This is a genomic window from Amycolatopsis sp. A133 (assembly GCF_031082405.1).
In the GTDB taxonomy this organism is placed as follows: domain Bacteria; phylum Actinomycetota; class Actinomycetes; order Mycobacteriales; family Pseudonocardiaceae; genus Amycolatopsis.
Genome location: NZ_JAVHJU010000001.1, coordinates 291,389 through 312,529 on the forward strand (window position 1 = coordinate 291,389; position 21,141 = coordinate 312,529).

The 21,141-nt window shown below is 71.4% G+C and carries 17 protein-coding genes; 9 read left to right on the plus strand and 8 right to left on the minus strand.

Annotated elements, in window-relative coordinates; translation table 11 throughout:
* Nucleotides 1-26: 26 nt before the first annotated feature.
* From Q5425_RS01425 to Q5425_RS01440, 4 genes are read right to left on the minus strand one after another with little or no spacing between them, the layout of a single operon-like run.
* Nucleotides 27-779, minus strand: a complete 753-nt coding sequence (locus Q5425_RS01425) for a succinate dehydrogenase/fumarate reductase iron-sulfur subunit (RefSeq protein WP_308670190.1) — start codon at nucleotides 777-779, stop codon at nucleotides 27-29.
* Nucleotides 776-2,692, minus strand: a complete 1,917-nt coding sequence (locus Q5425_RS01430) for a fumarate reductase/succinate dehydrogenase flavoprotein subunit (RefSeq protein WP_308670191.1) — start codon at nucleotides 2,690-2,692, stop codon at nucleotides 776-778. Before Q5425_RS01430 ends, Q5425_RS01425 begins: the two co-directional genes overlap by 4 nt.
* 52 nt (nucleotides 2,693-2,744) lie before the next feature.
* Complete coding sequence (locus tag Q5425_RS01435) at nucleotides 2,745-3,569, minus strand: hypothetical protein (protein ID WP_308670192.1); 825 nt, start codon at nucleotides 3,567-3,569, stop codon at nucleotides 2,745-2,747.
* Complete coding sequence (locus Q5425_RS01440) at nucleotides 3,566-3,853, minus strand: hypothetical protein (RefSeq protein ID WP_308670193.1); 288 nt, start codon at nucleotides 3,851-3,853, stop codon at nucleotides 3,566-3,568. Before Q5425_RS01440 ends, Q5425_RS01435 begins: the two co-directional genes overlap by 4 nt.
* Before the next feature lie 254 nt (nucleotides 3,854-4,107).
* Here Q5425_RS01440 and edd point away from each other — a divergent pair, with 254 nt between their 5' ends.
* The 4 genes from edd (at nucleotide 4,108) to Q5425_RS01460 (ending at nucleotide 8,526) form a co-directional block, all read left to right on the plus strand.
* Nucleotides 4,108-6,003, plus strand: a complete 1,896-nt coding sequence (gene edd / locus Q5425_RS01445; protein WP_308670194.1) for a phosphogluconate dehydratase — start codon at nucleotides 4,108-4,110, stop codon at nucleotides 6,001-6,003.
* Nucleotides 6,000-6,614 carry a bifunctional 4-hydroxy-2-oxoglutarate aldolase/2-dehydro-3-deoxy-phosphogluconate aldolase gene (gene eda / locus Q5425_RS01450; protein ID WP_308670195.1) on the plus strand — a complete coding sequence of 205 codons (615 nt, stop codon included), beginning with the start codon at nucleotides 6,000-6,002 and terminating at the stop codon, nucleotides 6,612-6,614. Before edd ends, eda begins: the two co-directional genes overlap by 4 nt.
* A 260-nt stretch (nucleotides 6,615-6,874) precedes the next feature.
* Nucleotides 6,875-7,270 carry a hypothetical protein gene (locus Q5425_RS01455; RefSeq protein WP_308670196.1) on the plus strand — a complete coding sequence of 132 codons (396 nt, stop codon included), beginning with the start codon at nucleotides 6,875-6,877 and terminating at the stop codon, nucleotides 7,268-7,270.
* Complete coding sequence (locus Q5425_RS01460; protein WP_308670197.1) at nucleotides 7,216-8,526, plus strand: MFS transporter; 1,311 nt, start codon at nucleotides 7,216-7,218, stop codon at nucleotides 8,524-8,526. The genes Q5425_RS01455 and Q5425_RS01460 overlap by 55 nt, the downstream gene beginning before the upstream one ends.
* Nucleotides 8,527-8,572: 46 nt before the next feature.
* Here Q5425_RS01460 and Q5425_RS01465 read toward each other — a convergent pair whose 3' ends face one another.
* From Q5425_RS01465 to Q5425_RS01480, 4 genes are all read right to left on the minus strand, one after another.
* Nucleotides 8,573-9,100 (minus strand): regulatory protein RecX, encoded by a 528-nt coding sequence (locus Q5425_RS01465; RefSeq protein ID WP_308670289.1) that lies wholly within the window; start codon nucleotides 9,098-9,100, stop codon nucleotides 8,573-8,575.
* A 72-nt stretch (nucleotides 9,101-9,172) separates the two neighbouring features.
* Complete coding sequence (recA, locus tag Q5425_RS01470; RefSeq protein WP_308670198.1) at nucleotides 9,173-10,219, minus strand: recombinase RecA; 1,047 nt, start codon at nucleotides 10,217-10,219, stop codon at nucleotides 9,173-9,175.
* Between the two features lie 236 nt (nucleotides 10,220-10,455).
* Nucleotides 10,456-10,650, minus strand: a complete 195-nt coding sequence (locus Q5425_RS01475) for a DUF3046 domain-containing protein (protein ID WP_308670199.1) — start codon at nucleotides 10,648-10,650, stop codon at nucleotides 10,456-10,458.
* 39 nt (nucleotides 10,651-10,689) lie between these two features.
* On the minus strand, nucleotides 10,690-12,531 hold the full coding sequence (locus Q5425_RS01480) for an Hsp70 family protein (protein WP_308670200.1): 1,842 nt from the start codon (nucleotides 12,529-12,531) through the stop codon (nucleotides 10,690-10,692).
* Nucleotides 12,532-12,715: 184 nt separating this feature from the next.
* Here Q5425_RS01480 and Q5425_RS01485 point away from each other — a divergent pair, with 184 nt between their 5' ends.
* The 5 genes from Q5425_RS01485 to Q5425_RS01505 all read left to right on the plus strand — a co-directional run bounded on the left by Q5425_RS01485 (nucleotide 12,716) and on the right by Q5425_RS01505 (nucleotide 21,102).
* Nucleotides 12,716-13,207 (plus strand): four-carbon acid sugar kinase family protein, encoded by a 492-nt coding sequence (locus Q5425_RS01485; RefSeq protein WP_308670201.1) that lies wholly within the window; start codon nucleotides 12,716-12,718, stop codon nucleotides 13,205-13,207.
* An 85-nt stretch (nucleotides 13,208-13,292) separates the two neighbouring features.
* Entirely contained in the window at nucleotides 13,293-14,321 is a 1,029-nt protein-coding gene (gene pdxA, locus Q5425_RS01490; RefSeq protein ID WP_308670202.1) for a 4-hydroxythreonine-4-phosphate dehydrogenase PdxA, read from the plus strand.
* Nucleotides 14,318-15,658, plus strand: coding sequence for an MFS transporter (locus Q5425_RS01495; RefSeq protein ID WP_308670203.1), 1,341 nt, complete (start codon nucleotides 14,318-14,320; stop codon nucleotides 15,656-15,658). Before pdxA ends, Q5425_RS01495 begins: the two co-directional genes overlap by 4 nt.
* Nucleotides 15,630-16,436 carry a DeoR/GlpR family DNA-binding transcription regulator gene (locus Q5425_RS01500; RefSeq protein ID WP_308670204.1) on the plus strand — a complete coding sequence of 269 codons (807 nt, stop codon included), beginning with the start codon at nucleotides 15,630-15,632 and terminating at the stop codon, nucleotides 16,434-16,436. The genes Q5425_RS01495 and Q5425_RS01500 overlap by 29 nt, the downstream gene beginning before the upstream one ends.
* Entirely contained in the window at nucleotides 16,417-21,102 is a 4,686-nt protein-coding gene (locus tag Q5425_RS01505; protein ID WP_308670205.1) for a DEAD/DEAH box helicase, read from the plus strand. Before Q5425_RS01500 ends, Q5425_RS01505 begins: the two co-directional genes overlap by 20 nt.
* The last annotated feature ends 39 nt before the right edge of the window (nucleotides 21,103-21,141 follow it).

Sequence of the window (21,141 nt, forward strand, 5' to 3'; positions counted from 1 at the left end):
GCCCCCACCATGCCAGGTGGGGCCCGTCACTTGTCCCGGCGGAAGAGCTTGTTGCCCAGCCACACGATCGGGTCGTACTTGCGGTCCGCGACGCGCTCCTTCATCGGGATCAGCGCGTTGTCGGTGATGTGGATGCCCTCCGGGCACACCTCGGAACAGCACTTGGTGATGTTGCAGTACCCGAGGCCGTGCTCGTCCTGCGCGGCGTCACGGCGGTCCGCGACGTCGAGCGGGTGCATCTCCAGCTCGGCGATGCGCATCAGGTACCGCGGCCCGGCGAACGCTTCCTTGTTCTCCTCGTGGTCGCGCACCACGTGGCAGGTGTTCTGGCACAGGAAGCACTCGATGCACTTGCGGAATTCCTGCGACCGCTCGACGTCCACCTGCTGCATCCGGTACTCGCCCGGCTTGAGGTCCGCCGGCGGGGTGAACGACGGGATCTCGCGTGCCTTCGTGTAGTTGAACGACACGTCGGTGACGAGGTCGCGGATCACCGGGAACGTCCGCATCGGCGTCACCGTGATGACCTCTTCCTCGGTGAACGTCGACATCCGCGTCATGCACAGCAGGCGCGGGCGGCCGTTGATCTCCGCCGAGCACGAGCCGCACTTGCCCGCCTTGCAGTTCCACCGCACGGCGAGGTCCGACGCCTGGGTGGCCTGCAGCCGGTGGATGATGTCGAGGACGACCTCGCCCTCGTTCACCTCCACGGTGAAGTCCTGCAGCCCACCGCCGGTGTCGTCGCCGCGCCAGACGCGGAAACTCGCCTTGTAGCTCATGCCTTGCTCCCGGGGTGCGTCTCGAGCTCCGGATCGGTGTAGTACTTCCCGAGTTCACCGAACTCGAACAGCTCCAGCAGGTCCTGCCGCAGCGGCACCTGCTCCTTCACCTCGACGCCGACGTCCGGCACCACCGGGTTTTCGCCCGGGGAGGCCGAACACACGAGGAGCTTGTTGCGCCACTGGGCGTCCAGGCCCGGGTAGTCGTCCCGGGTGTGCCCGCCGCGGCTTTCGGTCCGCATCAGCGCGGCCTTCGCGACGCATTCGCTGACCATCAGCATGTTGCGCAGGTCGATCGCGAGGTGCCAGCCGGGGTTGAACTGCCGGTGCCCTTCGACGGTGACGCGCAGGATCCGCTGGCGCAGCTCGGCCAGCTTCGTCAGCGCCTGCTCGATCTCCCCGGCCTTGCGGATGATGCCGACCAGGTCGTTCATCGACTGCTGCAGCTCGGTGTGCAGGGTGTACGGGTTCTCGGCCGTGGTGCCCTCGGGCGGGTCGAACGGCGCGAGCGCCATCTTCGCCGCGGCGTCCACATCGGACTCGAGCACGACGGGCCTGCCGTCCAGGCCCTGCACGTACTCGGCGGCGCCGAGGCCGGCGCGGCGGCCGAACACCAGCAGGTCGGACAGCGAGTTGCCGCCGAGCCGGTTGGAGCCGTGCATGCCGCCCGAGCACTCGCCGGCCGCGAACAGGCCGGGCACGCTCGCCGCGGCCGTGTCCGGGTCGACCTCGATGCCGCCCATGACGTAGTGGCAGGTCGGGCCGACTTCCATCGGCTCCGCGGTGATGTCGACGTCCGCCAGCTCCTTGAACTGGTGGTACATCGACGGCAGCCGCTTGCGGATCTCCTCGGCGGGCAGCCGGCTGGCGATGTCGAGGAAGACGCCGCCATGCGGGGAGCCGCGGCCCTCCTTGACCTCGGAGTTGATCGCGCGGGCCACCTCGTCGCGGGGCAGCAGGTCCGGCGTGCGCCGGTTGTTGTCCGCGTCGGTGTACCAGCGGTCGGCTTCCTCTTCGCTTTCGGCGTACTGGCCCTTGAAGACCTCGGGCACGTACTCGAACATGAACCGCTTGCCGTCGGAGTTCTTGAGCACGCCACCGTCACCGCGCACACCCTCGGTGACGAGGATGCCCTTGACGCTCGGCGGCCAGACCATCCCGGTCGGGTGGAACTGGACGAACTCCATGTTGATCAGCTTCGCGCCCGCCCGCAGGGCCAGCGCGTGGCCGTCACCGGTGTACTCCCACGAGTTCGACGTGACCTTGAACGACTTGCCGATGCCGCCGGTGGCGAGCACGACCGCGGGCGCCTCGAAGAGGATGAACCGCCCGCTTTCGCGCCAGTAGCCGAACGCGCCGGCGATCTTCCCCTCGGTGGTGAGCAGCTCGGTGACCGTGCACTCGGCGAAGACCTTGATCTTCGCCTCGTAGTCGCCGGTCTCGGCGAAGTCCTCCTGCTGCAGCGAAACGATCTTCTGCTGCATCGTGCGGATGAGCTCGAGCCCGGTGCGGTCGCCGACGTGCGCCAGCCGCGGGTAGGTGTGCCCGCCGAAGTTGCGCTGGCTGATCCGGCCGTCGGCGGTGCGGTCGAACAGCGCGCCGTACGTCTCGAGCTCCCAGACGCGGTCCGGTGCCTCCTTGGCGTGCAGCTCCGCCATCCGCCAGTTGTTGAGGAACTTCCCGCCGCGCATGGTGTCGCGGAAGTGGACCTGCCAGTTGTCGTTCGAGTTCGCGTTGCCCATCGAGGCGGCGCACCCGCCCTCGGCCATCACCGTGTGCGCCTTGCCGAACAGGGACTTGCACACGACGGCGACGCGGAAGCCGCGTTCGCGGGCTTCGATCACGGCGCGCAGACCGGCGCCACCGGCACCGATCACCACCACGTCGTAGCTGTGCCGTTCGACCTCGGTCATGAAGAGATTCCACCTCGGAACTGGGGACGTCTGTTGTTGGGAGAGCGGGGCGCTAGTTGACGAATCTCAGGTCCGAGATCGCGCCACTGGCCACGAGCATGACGTAGAAGTCGGTCAGCACCAGCGTGCCGAGCGTCGTCCAGGCCAGCGTCATGTGGCGGGTGTTGAGTTTCGTGACCTGCGTCCAGATCCAGTAGCGCACCGGATGCTTGGAGAAGTGCTTCAGCCTGCCGCCGGTCACGTGCCGGCAGGAGTGGCAGGACAGCGTGTAGGCCCAGAGCAGGATCACGTTGGCGAGCAGGATGATGTTGCCCAGCCCGAAGCCGAATCCGCCGGTCTTGCCGTGGAACGCCGTGATCGCGTCGTAGGTGTTGACCAGCGAGACGATCAGCGCCACGTAGAAGAAGTAGCGGTGGACGTTCTGGATGATCAGCGGCAGCCGCGTCTCGCCGGTGTACTTGGCGTGCGGTTCCGCGACGGCGCAGGCGGGCGGGGAGAACCACACCGACCGGTAGTAGGCCTTGCGGTAGTAGTAGCAGGTCAGGCGGAACCCGAGGAGGAACGGCAGCACGACGAAGCCGAGCGGGACGAACCCGGGCAGGTCGCCGAACCAGTGGCCGAAGTGGCTCGAGCCCTCGACGCAGGACGTGGACAGGCACGGCGAGTAGAACGGCGTCAGGTAGTGGTAGTCGGGCACCCAGTACGCGGTGCGCACGAACGACCGGACCGTCGCGTAGACGATGAACGCCGTCAGTCCGAGCACGGTCAGCAGCGGCTGGAGCCACCACCGGTCCGTGCGGAGGGTGCGCTCGGCGATCCGGGCCCGCTTGGGGGCCCGGACGCCGGTGCCGACGCCGTTGTCAGCGGGTGCGCTCACCGCTGGTCGCGCTTGTAGCCGCCGACGCCTTCGTCGTCGGCGCCGTGCCAGAGCGCCGGGTCGTAGGGCGTGTCGGGAACGGGGACGCGTTCCGCGGCCTTCGCCTGGGCGGGCACCGCGAGGGGCACGCCGTCGAGGTCCGCGAGGTCGATGTCGAGGCGCTCGACGTCGTTGGCGAGCCGGCGCACCGCCGACGCGTCGCCGTAGCGGGAGCGCAGTGCGCCGACGCACTGCCGGAGCTGGCCGATGGTTCGCCGCAGCTCGGCGATTTCGGAGGTGGACATCATGCCTCCCGGGTCGGTGGGGGCCGGCGGGGCCGGCCGGCGATCAACTCGCCAGTACCGACTCTGCCGCGCGTAGTGCAGTGTGACAAGTAGCACATTAGCCAAGGAGAAGCGTGACCGGGCTCACGGGGGACGATCTTCTGAATCGATTTTGATTCGCAGTTCGCGGCAGGTAGTGTGGCCAGAGTCACGACCCAGAGGCGCCAGCGCTGCCGTCCCGCGGACCACCACACACCAGTGATCCGGAGCCGGACATGAGCACCGTCCCCACCCCATCGTTGCACCCGGTCGTCGCCGAAGTCACCGCCCGCATCGCCGCGCGCAGTGCCGCCGCGCGCACGGCCTACCTCGACCGCACGGCCGCCGCGCACGCCGAAGGCCCGGTCCGCCGCGGCCTCGCGTGCAGCAACCTCGCCCACGGTTTCGCCGCGATGGACGGCGTCGACAAGGAAGCGCTGCGGGCCGCGCGCGCCCCCGGCGTCGCGATCGTGTCGTCCTACAACGACCTGCTCTCGGCGCACCAGCCGATGCAGGAGTACCCGGCGTGGCTGAAGAAGTCCGTGCGCTCGGCCGGGGGTGTCGCCCAGTTCGCCGGCGGCGTCCCGGCCATGTGCGACGGCATCACGCAGGGCCGCGCGGGGATGGAGCTGTCGCTGTTCAGCCGCGAGGTCATCGCGATGTCGACGGCGATCGCGCTGTCGCACGACATGTTCGACGCGTCGCTGCTGCTCGGGGTGTGCGACAAGATCGTGCCCGGGCTGCTGATCGGCGCCCTGTCGTTCGGGCACCTCCCGGCCATCCTCGTGCCCGCGGGGCCGATGAACTCCGGGCTGCCGAACAAGGAGAAGGCCCGCATCCGGCAGCTGTACGCCGAAGGCCTCGCGACCCGCGAAGACCTCCTCGACGCCGAAGCGGCGTCGTACCACTCGGCCGGCACCTGCACCTTCTACGGCACCGCCAACTCCAACCAGATGGTCGTCGAGGTGATGGGCCTGCACCTGCCGGGCGCCAGCTTCGTCCAGCCGGGATCGCCGTTGCGGCGCGCGCTGACCGAAGAAGCCGGGCGGCGGGCCGTCGCGTTGTCCCGCGGCGAGGAGTACACGCCGGTCTCGCGGATCCTCGACGAGAAGGCGTTCGTCAACGGTGTCGTCGCGCTGCTCGCCACGGGCGGCTCGACCAACCACACGATGCACCTGGTCGCCATCGCCGCGGCCGCGGGCATCCAGCTGACCTGGGACGACTTCTCCGACCTCTCGGCCGTCGTGCCGCTGCTGGCGCGGGTCTACCCGAACGGCAGCGCGGACATCAACCACTTCCACGCCGCCGGCGGCATCCAGTTCCTGGTCGGCACGCTGCTCGACGCGGGGCTGCTGCACGAAGACGTCCACACGGTGGCCGGGTTCGGGCTGCACCGCTACCGCGCCGAGCCGATCCTCTCCGACGGCGAGCTGGTCTGGCGGGACGTGCCCACCCGCAGCCTCGACGAAGACGTCCTGCGCCCGGCGTGGCGGCCGTTCGCCGCGGACGGCGGCCTGCGGATGGTCGAGGGCAACCTCGGCCGCGCGGTGGTCAAGGTGTCCGCGGTGGCGCCCGAGCACCGCGTCGTCCAGGCGCCGGCGCGGGTGTTCACCACGCAGGAGGGCTTCACGGCCGCGTTCAAGGCCGGCGAGCTGGACCGCGACGTCGTCGTGGTGATCCGGCAGCAGGGCCCGCAGGCCAACGGCATGCCCGAGCTGCACGGCCTGACGCCGGCGCTGGGCGTGCTGATGGACCGCGGGCACCGGGTGGCGCTGCTCACCGACGGCCGGATGTCGGGCGCGTCGGGCAAGATCCCGGCCGCGATCCAGGTGACGCCGGAAGCCGCGGCGGGCGGCCCGATCGCCCGCGTTGCGGACGGCGACGTCGTCCGGCTCGATGCGGCCGCGGGCACCGTCGACGTGTTCGTCGGTGACGAAGAACTCGCCCGCCGTGCGCTTGTGGACGCACCCCCGTCCGAAGCATCCTGGACCGGCACCGGCCGGGAGCTGTTCGCCGCGTTGCGCCGTGCCGTCGGCCCCGCCGACCAGGGCGCATCGGTGTTCGGCGGGCTCACTCCGGAGCACTTCGGTATCCCTACGCACTCGTTGGAAACCCAGGAGGTTGGTCAGTGACCACCGGTCAGGACCTGCTCGAGCTGTCCCCCGTGATGCCCGTCGTGGTGATCGACGACGCCGACGACGCGGTGCCCACGGCCCGGGCCCTGCTCGCCGGCGGGATCGGGGTCATCGAGCTGACCCTGCGCACCCCGGCGGCGCTGGCGGCGATCGAACGCGTCGCCGCGGAGGTGCCGGACATCGTCATCGGCGCCGGCACCGTCACTTCGCCGGACCAGGCGAAGCAGGCGGCCGACGCGGGCGCGAAGTTCCTCGTGACGCCGGGCTGCACGGACGCGGTCGTCGACGCGTGCTTCGAGTCCGGGCTGCCGTTCCTGCCCGGCGCGAGCACCGTGTCCGAGGCGATGCGGCTGGCCGAGCGCGGGCTTTCGGCGTTGAAGTTCTTCCCGGCCGAGGCCAGCGGCGGGGTGGCGTACCTGAAGTCGATCGCGGGTCCGCTGCCGTCGCTGCGCTTCTGCCCCACCGGCGGGATCACGGTCGCCTCGGCGCCTTCGTACCTGGCCCTGCCGAACGTCGGCTGCATCGGCGGCTCGTGGCTGACGGCCCCGCTCGCCACCCGCGACTTCGCGACGATCGAGAAGCTGGCCGCCGAGGCCGCGGCGCTGTAGCGGAGATCACCCCAAGTCGGTGCCGCACCCGAACGGCGGAATAGGCGTCCGCATTCCGGGAGCACCGTTCCAGTGCGCTGGAACGGTGCTCCGAGCGGGTGTGGCGGCGGTCATGGGAACCGACGCCGTCCGCTGAATGGCGCAACCGGCCGTCCGGGTGGGTTGTTTACCGGCCTGTTATCGTTCCCCCTCGCTATTCCAGCGAGGAGAATTCGTGTCCCTGACCAGCGTGGTCGCGCCCAGTCCTGCGCCCGAGACGGTTGCCGCACTCGTCGGCGAAGATCTACTTCCTGAACCGCGCGCGACATTCCTTTCACGCGATCTATATCGGCGAAGAGATCCTCGGCGTCGGGGAAGAACGCGTGCGCGCCGAGATCGACGCGCACAACAAAATCTTCTCCCACGCACCGGACCGCCGGTTCATGCTCGGCATTCCCGCCCGGCATCCGCAGATGCTTTTGCTGGAGACGGTCGAGGTCGACATGATGCCGGTCGACCCGTCGCTGCCGCTGCTGTTCAAGCCGGCCAACCAGCTGCAGGAGCGAATCGTCTCGTGCAGCTGCGCCCCTATCCGGCCTGACTTCCCGGGAGACACACGATCATGCTGGGCCTCCGTCTGCCCGCGAAACCCGACGTCCAGCGCGCCGTCCGGCTGACCTACGGGTTCCAGTTCTTCTTCGGCCTGCTGCTGTGGGTGCCGATCTTCTACTCCTACCAGAAGCTCATCGGGCTGTCCGACGGCGAGATCTTCGGCATTCAGAGCATCTACTACCTCGTGTTCTGCCTGCTGGAAATCCCGACCGGGATGATCGCCGACCGCTTCGACTACCGCACCTCGCTCGCGGCGGGCGCCGGCGTGCTGGTGGCGGCGAACCTGGTGCCGGTGTTCCTGGGCTCGTACACCGGTTTCCTGGTGCACTTCGTCCTGATCGCCTTGGCCCGCTCGCTGGTGTCCGGCGCGCAGAGTGCGTACCTGTACGAGTACCTGCACGCTTCCGGGGCGGGGGAACACTACCTGCGCGTGGAAGGCGTCGGCCGCGCGTACAGCCTGGTCGGCAAGATCGGGCTCTGGCCGGTCATCGGCCTGCTGATGGCGTGGAGCTTCCCTTCCCCGTACTGGCTGACGGCGATCAACGCGGGTATCGCGCTCATGTTCGCGTGCCGGCTCCCGCCGATCCCCGGTGGCCGCCGCGTGACCGGCAAGACGGCGTCGCTGCTCGCGGGAGTCGGCGGCGCGCTGTCGGCGCTGCGGTCGTCCCGGTGGCTGGCGCTGCTGATGGTGCAGGGCATCGCGATGGTCACGCTGGTGCGGATCTGCCAGGTGAACCTGTTCCAGCCGATCCTGGAGGCGAAGGCGCTGTCGGTGAACTGGTACGGCGCCGTCCTGGCCGCGATGGCGGTCTTCGAAGCACTGGGCGCGGCCCGCCCCCATCGGCTCCGCCGCGCGATCGGCCCGGTGGGTTCGGTGTTCACGCTGACGATCGTGATGGCGCTGTGCCTCGGGGTGATCGTGTTCGTCGGCTCCTTCCCGGCGGTGGTGCTGCTGTGCGTGTTCGCGGTGGCGACGGGGATCGCGTTCCCGGTCCAGAAGCAGCTGCTGAACGACTCCATCCCGGATTCCCGGTACCGTGCGACCCTCCTGTCCATGGAGTCCATTGTGGACCGAGCGGTGTGCGCCGTGGTCGCGGTGGCACTGGGCGCGTACCTGGCAGCCGGGCAGCTGAACGCGTTCCTGGTGCTGACGGCCATCGTGACGTGTGTGGTGATGGCGCTGCTCGCGGTGTTGTTGCTGGCCGTCCGCAAGCACCGCTCGGACCGCCGGGTGCCCACCGCCCGCCGTCCCGGCGCGGGCTTCCCACCGGCCGGCCTGGAACGCCGCACGCGGCGCCAGGTGGGCGAAGTCCGCCACTGACCGGCTTCGCACCCCGGCCCACGCGGCCGGGGAAGGCGGGCGCCGGTCAGTCGATGACGGCGTCGTCGAGCAGGGTGGACTCCGCGCCGTACTCGCGGAGTTCCTCCCTGATCACGGTGTACGCCAGCCCCTGCGGGTAGCCCTTGCGCGCCAGGAAGCCGAGCAGCCGCCGCAGGGCTGTCTGCTCGTCGACGTTGCCGAGCGAGCCGAGGCGCTTGCGGACCAGTTCCCTGGCCATCTGCTCCTCGGACTCGCGGTCGACCTCGCCCGCGGCCTGCACGGCGACCTCGTCGTCGACGCCTTTGCGCCGCAGCTCGGCCACCAGCGCGGTGCGGGACAGGCCCTGGTTCGCGTGGCGGGACTTGACCCACAGTTCCGCGAACTCCGCGTCGTTGACCAGCCCCGCCCGGTCGAGCTTGCCGAGCAGGGTCTGGCTGGTTTCCTCGTCGAACCCCTTGCGGTGCAGCGCCTGCCGCAGCTCTTCCCGGGTGCGCGGACGAGCGGCCAGGAGATCGAAGCAGATCTCCTTGGCCTTCTTGTACCGCTCCTCAGGAGGAAGCTCGGCCGGCGGCACCTTCGGCGCCCTGGCCACCTGAGTCACTCCTCGTTCGTCACGAACCCGCCACGATCACGCGGGCTCCGGATCTCAGAAGTCGACCGGCGCCGGCACGGCCTCGACGGCATCCGCGTCGAGCTGCGGGCCGATGCCGAGCTTCTCCTTGATCCGCTTCTCGATCTCGTTGGCGATGTCCGGGTTGTCGCGCATGAACTTCCGCGCGTTCTCCTTGCCCTGGCCGAGCTGGTCGCCCTCGTAGGTGTACCAGGCGCCGGACTTGCGCAGGATGCCCTGTTCGACCCCCATGTCGATGAGCGAACCCTCGCGGGAGATGCCGTGGCCGTACAGGATGTCGAACTCGGCCTGCTTGAAGGGCGGGGCCATCTTGTTCTTGACGACCTTGACGCGGGTGCGGTTGCCGACCGCCTCGCCGCCGTCCTTCATCGTCTCGATGCGGCGCACGTCCAGGCGGACCGACGCGTAGAACTTCAGCGCCTTGCCACCGGTGGTGGTCTCCGGGGAGCCGAACATGACGCCGATCTTCTCGCGCAGCTGGTTGATGAAGATCGCGGTGGTGCCGGAGTTGTTCATCGCACCGGTCATCTTGCGCAGCGCCTGGCTCATCAGCCGGGCCTGGAGGCCGACGTGCGAGTCACCCATCTCGCCCTCGATCTCGGCGCGGGGCACGAGCGCGGCCACGGAGTCGATGACCAGGATGTCGAGCGCGCCGGAGCGGATCAGCATGTCCGCGATCTCCAGCGCCTGCTCACCGGTGTCCGGCTGGGAGACGAGCAGCGCGTCGGTGTCGACGCCGAGCTTCTGGGCGTAGTCCGGGTCCAGCGCGTGCTCCGCGTCGATGAACGCCGCGATGCCGCCGTTGCGCTGCGCGTTCGCCACCGCGTGCAGGGCGACCGTGGTCTTACCGGAAGACTCCGGCCCGTAGACCTCGATGACCCGGCCGCGGGGCAGCCCGCCGATGCCGAGGGCGACGTCGAGGGCGATCGAGCCGGTGGGGATCACGGCGATGGGTGGCCGGGTGTCCTCGCCGAGGCGCATCACCGAGCCCTTGCCGTACTGCTTGTCGATCTGCGCGAGCGCGAGCTCGAGCGCCTTGTCCTTGTCGGGTGCTGCAGGCATGGAAGTCCACCTCGCTGGTCGGAGCCCCGTCGAGGGCTCTCTGTGTCGGTTCTTCAGCTGTCCGGTCCGACGCTAGCGGCGGGGACCGACAATTCCAGGCGCGGCGCCCAATCTGTGGATCGCTGGACCCGATGTGGACAACACCTTAGACGAACACCTGTTCGAGGCCGGCAGCGACACACCCTTGCGGTAGGGTTTTCGCCCGCCCGAGTCGGCGCCGCCGGTGTTGCCGCAGGTCAGCGGCGTTCCGCCGGGACGTCGAAGGCGTCGCAGACCTCGCGCCAGATCTCCTTCGCCGGAATTCCCGCGGTCAGCGCCTGGTCGATGGTGCGCCCGCCGAGCCCGCTCAGGACGTGGTCCCTGGCCAGCACCTGGGCCCGCCCGGGGCCGAACTCGTCGGCCATCAGCCGCCGGAAAACCGTGATCCGCATCGGGCCCACTCTAACCGGCGGGCGCGAACGGCCCGTTCGCTACTCCCCGGGCTGGACGCTCGCCTCGAAGTAGTCGGCCAGCGTGCCCGGCGTCGTCACCTGGGCCTGGTCGCTCGTGTTCAGCTGGTAGATGAACCCCGCCAGCGGCCGGTCCGCCACCGTGAACACGAGCACCGCCGACGTTTTGCCCGCCGCCGAGGAGTAGCGCCCCTTGAGGCCGTTGCCGCCCCAGTCGGCCTCGGTGCGGTCGCCGCCCGCCGAGGCGAGCAGGCCGTCGGTGTACTGCTTGAGCGCGTCGGCGTCGTCCCCGTGGACGTAGGTCACCTGGGTGCCCGCCCGGCCCGGCGCGGAGCAGGTCGAGGCGGCACCGAGGCGTTGCGCCGGCGCCGCCGGGCCGTTGCCCATGCCCGGCTTGCAGTCGCCGGTGTCGGCGATCTTCCCGGCGAGCTGGCGCAGGCAGCCGGTGAGGCCCTTGGCGTCGGCCTGGCCCGGCGTCTTGCACTGGTCCGCGGTGTAGGTCGGCACCGAGGACGACGACGTGAGGAAGACGGTCAGGCCCGCCGCGAGCACCACGACGACCGCGGCCGCGATCCCGATCAGCAGCTTCTTCTTGCCGCCCGCCTTCGGCTCGGCCTTCTCCGGCGCGGGCGAATAGGAGGGGAAGTTCGACGGCACCGGCTGCGGTCCGCTGGGCGGGAAGTTCGACGGCGCGTACCCCGGGTACTGCGGCGGCGGTGGCGGCGCGTACTGCGGGCGGTGCGGGGCCCCCGCGGCCACCGCCCCTTCGACGTGCTGCGTCCGCGCGCCCAGGCCGTCGCGGGCCACGTGCTGCGCGCCGAGCGCGACGGCGGTCTCCGGCTGGTCGAGGCTGCCCGGCACGACACCGAGCTTCTCCGCGATCATGGTGCCGACCAGCGGCAGCCTGCTCGACCCGCCGACGAGGTAGATGCCGGCCAGCCGGTCCGGGGTCAGCCCGGACGAGCGCAGCGTCCGCGCCAGCAGTTCGACGCTGCGCAGCATCGCCGGCCGGACCAGGCCTTCCAGCTCGCCGCGGGTGACCAGGACGTCCTTGAACGGCTCGGGCATCGGCACCTCGGTCTGCGGGTGCCGCGACAGCGCCTCCTTGGCCGCCTTGACGTCTTCCTGCAGCGCGCGCCGGGTGCGCCGGTCGGCGGTGGACTCCGGGCGCAGCAGCCGCTGCCAGCGCTGCGGGTCGGAGTGCGAGACCTCGCGCCCGACGTGCACCATCAGCGCCTGGTCGACGTCGAGGCCGCCGAGGTCGGGCAGGCCGTCCTCGGCAAGCACGGTGAACCCGTTCTGCGTGGCGCCGACGACGGCGACGTCGAAGGTGCCCGCGCCGAGGTCGTAGACGGCGAGCGCCTGCCCGGGCGCGAGGGACTTGCCGGGGAACGACGCGAAGTGCGCCGCCGCGGCGACCGGCTCGGGCACCAGCAGGATGTTCGGGCCCATCCCGGCGAGCCGCGCGGCGGACATCAGCACGTTGCGGCGGGTCTGGCCCCACTGCGCGGGGTGGGTCAGCCGGACTTCGTCGGGCTGTTCGCCGCCGAGCTGGCGGGAGGTCTCTTCCAGCACGCGGCGCAGGATGGCGGCCAGCGCGTCGGTGACCGGGACGACGTCGGTGCCGAGCAGCAGGGTCTGCTCGTCGATGCGGCGCTTGGGGTTCGGCTCGAAGCGCGTCGGGTCGAGCCGGGCGCGGCGCTCGGCGTCGCGGCCGACCATGATCGTGCCCTCTTCGGTGGCGAACACCGCCGACGGCATGTTGGCCGAGCCGTCCACCTCGACGACCCGGGGCGGCCTCCCGTGCGCCGAAAGCACGGCGACGGTGTTGGACGTCCCGAGGTCCACGGACAGGATCCGCACAGCACTCCGCCTTTCGCGCGAACACGCCTCGACGGCGCTCGCGGTGATGCTGCCATGCGCACGGTCACCGTGCGTGCAGACCCGGGAAAGTCACTGCTCCTTGACGCGGGCGGTGATCAAGGTGCACGATAGTTGCACAGTTCGGTCAACTCAGTTGCTCGAATCACGCAGGAAGGGAGGGTCGGTGCCGAAGCTGCTCGTCCTCGGGAACGACCTGACCGGCAGCAATGCGACCGGCGCGCTGTACGCCCGCTTCGGGCTGCGCGCGGTTTCCGTGAACGCGCTGGCGGTGAACGTGGGTACCCGGCACGCCTCGCCACCACACGCCACCCGGGCGGTGCGGGAGGCCGTCGAGCTCGTAGGAGGCCGCCCGGCTGGTGCTCGGCACCCACCGGATCGGCGGGCTCTACGCCACCGGCGGCGAGTACTGCCCCTGGCGGTCACCGGCCGTCTGTCCGGCGGCCCGCACGCCGGGCTGCCCTTCGCCACGAAGGGCAGCCTGATCGGCGGGCGCGACGGCGCGGTCGCCCGCCTGGAACACCTCGACACGTCCTGGCCACCGGAAGGAATCCGAATGACCGTGCCAAGCCGCCGGGGTAACAGCGGGCGGCGCACCGCAGCAAATCCGCATCGGCGGCCCGGGGCTTCCAGGACGGCAAGGCCGCCGTTCCTCTGAGCCACCGCGCGGCGAAGAACCCATCAGCCACCTCCCCTCGACCCGGACCCCAATCCCGGACACCAGCCACCGGAAGGAAGAACCCGTGAGCGACCTCCCCGTCCTCGCCGTCACCCTCGGCGACCCCGTGGGCATCGGCCCGGAGATCACCCTGAAGACCCTCGCCGAGCCCGAAGCCCTGCAGATGGCGCACGGGGTGGCGGTGGGCGACGCGATCGTGCTGGAACGCCTGGTCCGGCACCTGGGCCTGCACCTGGAGATCAACCCGATCGCCACGGTCGCCGACGCGCGCTTCACCACCGGCGTGATCGACGTGCTCAACCTCGGCGTCGTCACCGAAGACCTGCCGTGGGGCGAGGTCAACGCGACCGCGGGCGCCGCGGCGGTCGGCGCGATCGAGGTCGCCACCCGGCTGGCGCTGGCCGGCGAGGTCGACGCGATCGTGACCGCGCCGATCAACAAGGAGGCCATCTGGGAGGCGGGCTCGCAGCACCTCGGGCACACCGAGATGCTCGGCGAGCTGACCGGGTCGACCCGGTTCAACACGATGTTCTGGGTCTCCGGGCTGAAGATCTTCTTCGCCACGCGGCACCTTTCCCTGCGCGAAGCGATCAACCAGATCACCCGGGAGAACATCGAATACGCGATCCGAGAGGCCTACACCGCGCTGGAGGTGTTCGGCACGGAAAAACCGAGGCTGGCCGTGGCAGCGCTCAACCCGCACGGCGGGGAAAACGGCAAGTTCGGCGACGAGGAGATCATCGCGATCGCCCCGGCGGTCGCCGCCGCGCGGGTGGCCGGGCTGGACGTGGTCGGCCCGATCCCCGCGGATTCCGTGTTCCACCAAGGGATCCAGGGCCGGTTCGACGGGGTCCTCTCGCTCTACCACGACCAGGGGCACATCGCGTCGAAGACGTACGACTTCGACGGCACGGTGTCGGTGACGGTCGGCCTGCCGATCCTGCGCACCTCGGTCGACCACGGCACGGCGTTCGACATCGCCGGCACCGGCCGGGCGTCGCACGGCACCATGCGGGCGGCGTTCAAAGCGGCGGCGAACCTGGCTCCGTACGCGCGGAAACTGCCCGCCATCTACCCACCGGGGGTCCGGTGATCCCCGGCAAGCGCTGGGCGTACGTCATCCCGGTCGCGGTGGTCATGTACATGCTGGCCTACCTCGACCGCACGAACGTCGCGGTGATCCTGCCCTACATCGGCGACGACTTCCCCTTGTCCGCCGGCGCGAAGGGGCTGGCGAGCGGCATCTTCTTCGTCGGCTACCTGGTGCTGCAGATCCCCGCGGCGGTGCTGGCGGCGAAGTGGAGCGCCCGCAAGACGGTGGTGCTGCTGATGATCGCCTGGGCGGTCGCGGCCGTCCTCTGCGGCTTGGTGCGGAACGAGACCGAGCTGCACCTGGCCCGGCTGCTGCTGGGGCTGTTCGAGGGCGGGGTCTGGCCGGCGGTGCTGATCCTGCTGGCGTCGTGGTTCCCGCAGGCGGAACGAGCCCGGGCCAACGCGTTGTGGATGACGTGCCTGCCGATTTCGGCGATCCTCATGTCGCCGCTGTCCGGGTTCATGCTCGACCACATGTCCTGGCGCTGGGTGTTCGTCCTGCAGGGGCTGCCGCCGCTGCTGTGGGCGGTCGTCTGGTGGTTCGCGGTGGCCGACCGGCCGGCGCAGGCCCGGTGGATCTCCGCGGCCGAACGCGAGTACCTCGAATCCACCCTGCAAGCCGAAGAAGACGCGAAGCCGGCCTTCGCCGAGCAGGGCTGTGACAACCGGGGCTTCGCCTCGGGCCGGGGGCTTCGCCACCCGGACCCCCGAAAAACGGGCTACCGGCAGGCGCTGGCGAACCGCCAGGTGCTGCTGCTGGTCGGCGTCTACTTCTTCTGGATCACCGGCTTCTACGGCTTCTCCTTGTGGCTGCCGAGCGTCGTGAAGACGATGACGGGCGGCTCGGCGACGTCCGTCGGCTTCCTGTCGGCCATCCCGTACGTGCTGGCGCTGGCCGGGATGGTCGCGTGCGCGCACTGGTCGGACCGGACCGGCAACCGGCGGCTCGCGGTCACGGTGCCGCTGCTCGTCGCGATCGCCGGGCTGCTGCTGGGCAACCTCGTGCACTGGCCGGCGGTCGGGCAGCTGGTGCTGCTCTGCGTCGTGGCCACCGGCGTCTACATGCCGTACGGGCCGTTCTGGGCCATCCCCAGCCGGGTCCTCGGCCTCGAGGTGGTGGCCGTGGCGATGGGCCTGATCAACGCGCTGGGCAACCTCGGCGGCTTCGCCGGCCCCTACCTGGTGGGCTGGCTCACCGACGTCACCGGCACCACGACCACCGGGTTCGTCGTGCTGGCCGCGTTCCTCGCCGTGGCCGCCGGGCTGGCGTTCTTCGGGCTGAAACCCTTCACTGTGGAAGGCTTGGCGCATGTCCCAGCCGCGACCAGGAACCCGTGACCGGCGGGCGATGCTGCTCGAAGCCGTCCGCGACGGCTCGGGTGGCATCGCGGAGCTCGCCGAGGAGTTCGGCGTCTCGGAGTCGACGATCCGCCGCGACCTCGCGTCGCTCGCCGGCGCCGGGCACGTCGTCCGCACCTACGGCGGCGCGCTCGACACCGAACGCAGCCCGCTCGAGAAGGACCGCGAGCACGCGGCGGCGAAGGACGCCATCGCCCGGGAAGCCGCCACGCTCGTCCAGGACGGCGAAGTGGTGCTGCTCGACGCCGGCACGATCACCGGCAGGCTGGCCCGCCACCTCGCCCACCGCGAGGGGCTGACCGTGGTCACGAACGGCGTCAACGCGATCCGCGAGCTCGCCGGGTTCGCCGGCATCGACCTGATCGTCCTCGGCGGCCGGCTGCGGCACCCGGACGAAGCGATCCTCGGCGAGAGCGTGCTCGCGCAACTGCGGCACATCTCACCCGATCGGGTGTTCTTGGGCGCGGACGGCCTGGTGGCCGGGCGCGGGCTGTGCTGCCCGTCACTGGAGCAGTCGGTGGTCAAGCACGCCATGCTCCACGCGGGCGCCGAGGCGTACGTGCTGGCCGACCATTCCCAGCTGGGCCAGGCACCTTTTCCCTACTGGACGCCGCTGGACCGCGAGTTCCGGCTGGTCACCGACCGCACGGGAGTCGACGTCCAGTTCGCGCCGTTCGCCGAGAGCGGAGGCGTGCTGCTCGCCGGAGCGCCGGAAACTGTCGGGGGTGCCGCGCATCATGGACGACGTGGCAACTGACGTTCTCGACCTCTTCTCGCCCGCGACCCGGGACTGGTTCGCGGGGGCCTTCGCCGCGCCCACCGCGGCTCAGGAAGGGGCTTGGCGGGCGGCGCACGCGGGTGAGCACGCCCTCGTCGTCGCGCCGACCGGGTCCGGCAAGACGCTGTCTGCGTTCCTCTGGGCGCTGGACCGGCTCTCGGTGGAGCCACCGCCGGCGGAAGCGACGAAACGCTGCCGGATCCTCTACGTCTCGCCGCTGAAGGCCCTGGCGGTCGACGTCCAGCGGAACCTGCGGGCCCCGCTCGCCGGCATCTCGCAGGCCAGCCGCCGGCTCGGGCTGCCGGTGCCCGGGATCGAAGTGGGCATGCGCACCGGCGACACCACCGCGGCCGAGCGCCGCGCGTTCGGCAAGACCCCGCCGGACGTGCTGGTGACCACCCCGGAGTCGCTGTTCCTGATCCTCACGTCGTCGGCGCGGGAGTCGCTGCGCGGCGTCGAGACCGTGATCGTCGACGAGGTGCACGCGGTCGCCGGCGGCAAGCGCGGCGCGCACCTGGCGCTCTCGCTGGAGCGGCTGGACTCACTGTTGCCGAAGCCCGCGCAGCGGATCGGCCTGTCGGCGACGGTCCGCCCGATCGACGAGGTGAGCGCGTTCCTGGCCGGCGGCCGCCCGGTGCGCGTGGTCCAGCCGAAGCTGGCGAAGACCATCGAGGTGCGGGTCGAGGTCCCGGTCGACGACATGAGCAACCTCGACGCCCCCCGCAGGGGTCCGGCGCCGAGCCCGCTGGACGCGCTGGAGTCGCTGAAGTCGCTGGATCCCCTGGATTCACTGGAGTCGTTGACCGAGGCGTTCCCGCCGGGAGACTCCGACCCCGGTTCGGGAGAGACGGCCGGCAACCCGGTGCAGCGGCCGTCGATCTGGCCGGCGGTCGAGGAGCGGGTGCTGACCCTGATCCGCGCGCACCGCTCGACCATCGTCTTCGCCAACTCGCGCCGGCTCACCGAGCGGCTCACGGCTCGGCTGAACGAGCTGGCCGCCGAGCAGACGGAGCTCGCCCCGGCCGACGCGTTCCCGGCGGAGGCCGTCGGGCAGTCGGGGGTGACCACCGGCGCGGCGCCGGTGATCGCCCGGGCCCACCACGGGTCGATGTCGCGGGAGCAGCGCACGCACGTCGAAGAGGCGCTCAAGTCCGGGCAGCTGCCGTGTGTGGTGGCCACCTCGTCGCTGGAGCTGGGCATCGACATGGGCGCGGTCGACCTGGTGGTGCAGATCGAGGCACCGCCGACGGTGGCCTCCGGGCTCCAGCGGGTCGGCCGGGCCGGGCACCAGGTCGGCGCGATCTCGTCCGGGGTGATGTTCCCGAAGTTCCGGGGGGACCTCGTCTCCTGCGCGGTCGTCGCGGAACGGATGGCGAGCGGGGCGATCGAGGCGGTCCGCTACCCGCGCAACCCCCTGGACGTCCTGGCGCAGCACGTCGTCGCCATGGTGGCGCTGGAGCCGTGGACGGTGCCGGACCTGGCGTCGCTGGTCCGGCGGGCGGCCCCCTTCGCCGCGCTGCCGGACGACGCCCTGCACGCGGTGCTCGACATGCTCGCGGGCCGCTACCCGAGCGAGGAGTTCGGCGAGCTGCGGGCGCGGATCACGTGGGACCGCATCAGCGGCGAGCTGCGCGGGCGGCCCGGCTCGCAGCGGCTGGCCGTGACCTCCGGTGGCACGATCCCGGACCGCGGCCTGTTCACCGTGATGACGCCGGGCGCGGACGACAAGCCCGGTTCGCGCGTCGGCGAGTTCGACGAGGAGATGGTGTACGAGTCGCGGGTCGGCGACACCATCCTGCTCGGCACGTCGTCGTGGCGGATCACCGACATCACGCACGACCGCGTCATCGTGGTGCCCGCCCCGGGCGAGCCGGCGCGGATGCCGTTCTGGAAGGGCGACGCCCCGGGCCGCCCGCTGGAACTCGGCCGGGCGCTGGGGAAGTTCGTCCGCGAACTGTCCACTTCGGACGACACGAAGGCGCGAGAGCGGGCCGAGGCCGCCGGGCTGGACGAGCGGGCGTGCGACAACCTCCTCGCCTACCTGGCCGAGCAGAAGGCCGCCACCCGGCACGTCCCGAACGACCGGACGATCCTGCTGGAGCGCTACCGCGACGAGCTCGGCGATTGGCGGATCATCGTGCACTCGCCGTTCGGCGCGCAGGTGAACGCGCCGTGGGCCCTCGCGATCGCCGCGCGGCTGCGGGAAAACCGCGGGGTGGACGCGCAGGTGGCGCACTCCGACGACGGCATCGTCCTGCGGCTGCCGGACGCGCTGGACGCCGACGGCGGTGACATCACGATCGGCGCGGACGACATCCTGCTCGATCCCGAAGAGGTGGAGCAGCTGATCGTCGCCGAGGTCGGCGGCTCGGCCGTGTTCTCGGCACGGTTCCGGGAGTGCGCGGCGCGGTCGCTGCTGCTGCCGCGCCGGGACCCGCGGCGCCGGACTCCGTTGTGGCAGCAGCGGCAACGCGCGTCACAGCTGCTGTCGGTCGCGGCGAAGTACGAGCGGTTCCCGGTCGTGCTCGAGGCGATGCGAGAGGTCCTGCAGGACGTCTACGACGTCAGCGGCCTGCGCGAGCTGATGGCCGACGTCCGGGCCCGCAAGGTCCGGCTGGTGGAGGTCGAGACGCCGACGGCGTCGCCGTTCGCGCGCAGCCTGCTCTTCGGCTACATCGGGATGTTCCTGTACGAGACGGACGCACCGCTGGCCGAGCGGCGGGCGGCGGCGCTGTCGCTGGACTCGACGCTGCTGGCCGAGCTGCTGGGCACCGAGGCGATCCGGGAGCTGCTGGATCCCGAAGCCGTCGCCGAGGTCACCCGGTCGCTGCAGCGGCTCGACCCCGACCGGCACGCGCGATCGGCCGAGGACGCCGCCGACCTGCTGCGGTTCCTCGGCGACCTGACCGTCGAGGAGGCCGCGGAGCGCGGGATCCAGGCCGGCTGGCTCACCGAGCTGGAAGCGGCCCGGCGGGCGATCCGGGTGCGGATCGGCGGCACGGAACGGTTCCTGGCGATCGAGGACGCCGGCCGGGTGCGCGACGCGCTGGGCACCGCGCTGCCGGTGGGTGTGCCCGAGGCGTTCACCGAACCGGTGGCGGACCCGCTCGGGGACCTGCTGTCGCGGTACGCCCGCAGCCGGGGCCCGTTCGCGGCGGCGGACGCGGCCGCGCGGTTCGGGCTCGGCACGGCGGTCGTCACCGGGGTGCTCGACCGGATGACCGGGGAAGGCCGTCTGGTGCGCGGCGAGCTGAGCCCCGTCGGGCACCCGGACACCCACGGCGCCGGGGTCGAGTACTGCGATTCGGCCGTGCTGCGGCGGCTGCGGCGGGCGTCGCTGGCGAAGCTGCGGGCCGAAGTCGAGCCGGTCGAACCGGCGGCGCTGGGCCGGTTCCTGCCGTCGTGGCACGGGTTCGGCGGACGCGTCCGGGCGGCTCCGACGGCGGACGACGTGCTGTCGGTGGTCGAGCAGCTCGCCGGGGCACCGTTGCCGGCGAGTGCGGTGGAGTCGCTGATCCTGCCCGGGCGGCTGCCGGGCTACTCCCCCGCCCTGCTGGACGAGCTGACGACGGCGGGCGAGGTCACGTGGGCGGGTTGCGGCGCGCTGTCCGGTGGCGACGGCTGGATCGCGCTCGCGCCGACCGACGTGGCCGACCTCCTGCTGCCCGAAGTCGTCGAGGACATCCCGACCGGTCCGCTGCACGACGCAATCGTGTCCACTTTGGAGGGTGGCGCGTTGTTCTTCCGCCAGCTGGTGGACCGCGCGACCGTGCTGGTGGACAAGGCTCCCGGCGACGCCGAAGTGGTGGCGGCGCTGTGGGACCTGGTCTGGGCGGGGCTGGTCACGGGCGACACGCTGGGGCCGTTGCGGGCCCAGGTCGCCGGGCACGGGGCGCACAAAACCCGGCGTCAGGCGCCCCGCGGCCGCTACGCGCGGCTGCGGGCGGGGCGGCCGCAGATGCCGTCGCGGTCCGGGCCGCCGACGGTCGCGGGCCGGTGGGCGCTGACCCCGCCCCGCGAAACCGACGCGACCCGCCGCGCCCACGCGCGGACGGAGGCGTTCCTGGAACGCCACGGCGTCCTGACCCGCGGCGCGCTCGACACCGAGCGCGTCACCGGCGGGTTCTCCGGGATCTACAAGGTGCTCCGCGGCATGGAGGACACGGGCCAGGTGATCCGCGGCTACGTGGTGGAGGGCCTCGGTGCGGCCCAGTTCGCGGCGAAGGGCGCGGTGGACCGCCTGCGCGCGCTGTCGGGCCCCGGCCGCCCGGCGCCGGGCCGGGCGGTGGTCCTGGCGGCGGCGGACCCGGCCCAGCCCTACGGCGCGGCCCTCCCCTGGCCGGCGGCGACGGGTGACACAAAACACCGTCCGGCCCGCAAGGCCGGCGCATTGGCCGTTCTGGTCGACGGGGTACCGGCACTTTATGTGGAACGAGGAGGCCGATCACTGCTGAGCTTCACCGAAGAACGTCCGGCGTTGTCGGAGGCGGCCAAGGCCCTGTCGGCCGCGGTCCGCGAGGGCTGGCTGGGTCAGCTGTCGGTCCAGCGCGCGGACGGCGAGCAGGCGCTGACCTCGGAGCTCGCGGAAGTGCTGCAGGAGGCGGGCTTCCGGGCCACGCCCTCGGGCCTGCGCTTGCGGGCTTGAGGCGCAGCCTCGTCACGGACGGGTCCGATCGGGCCGGCG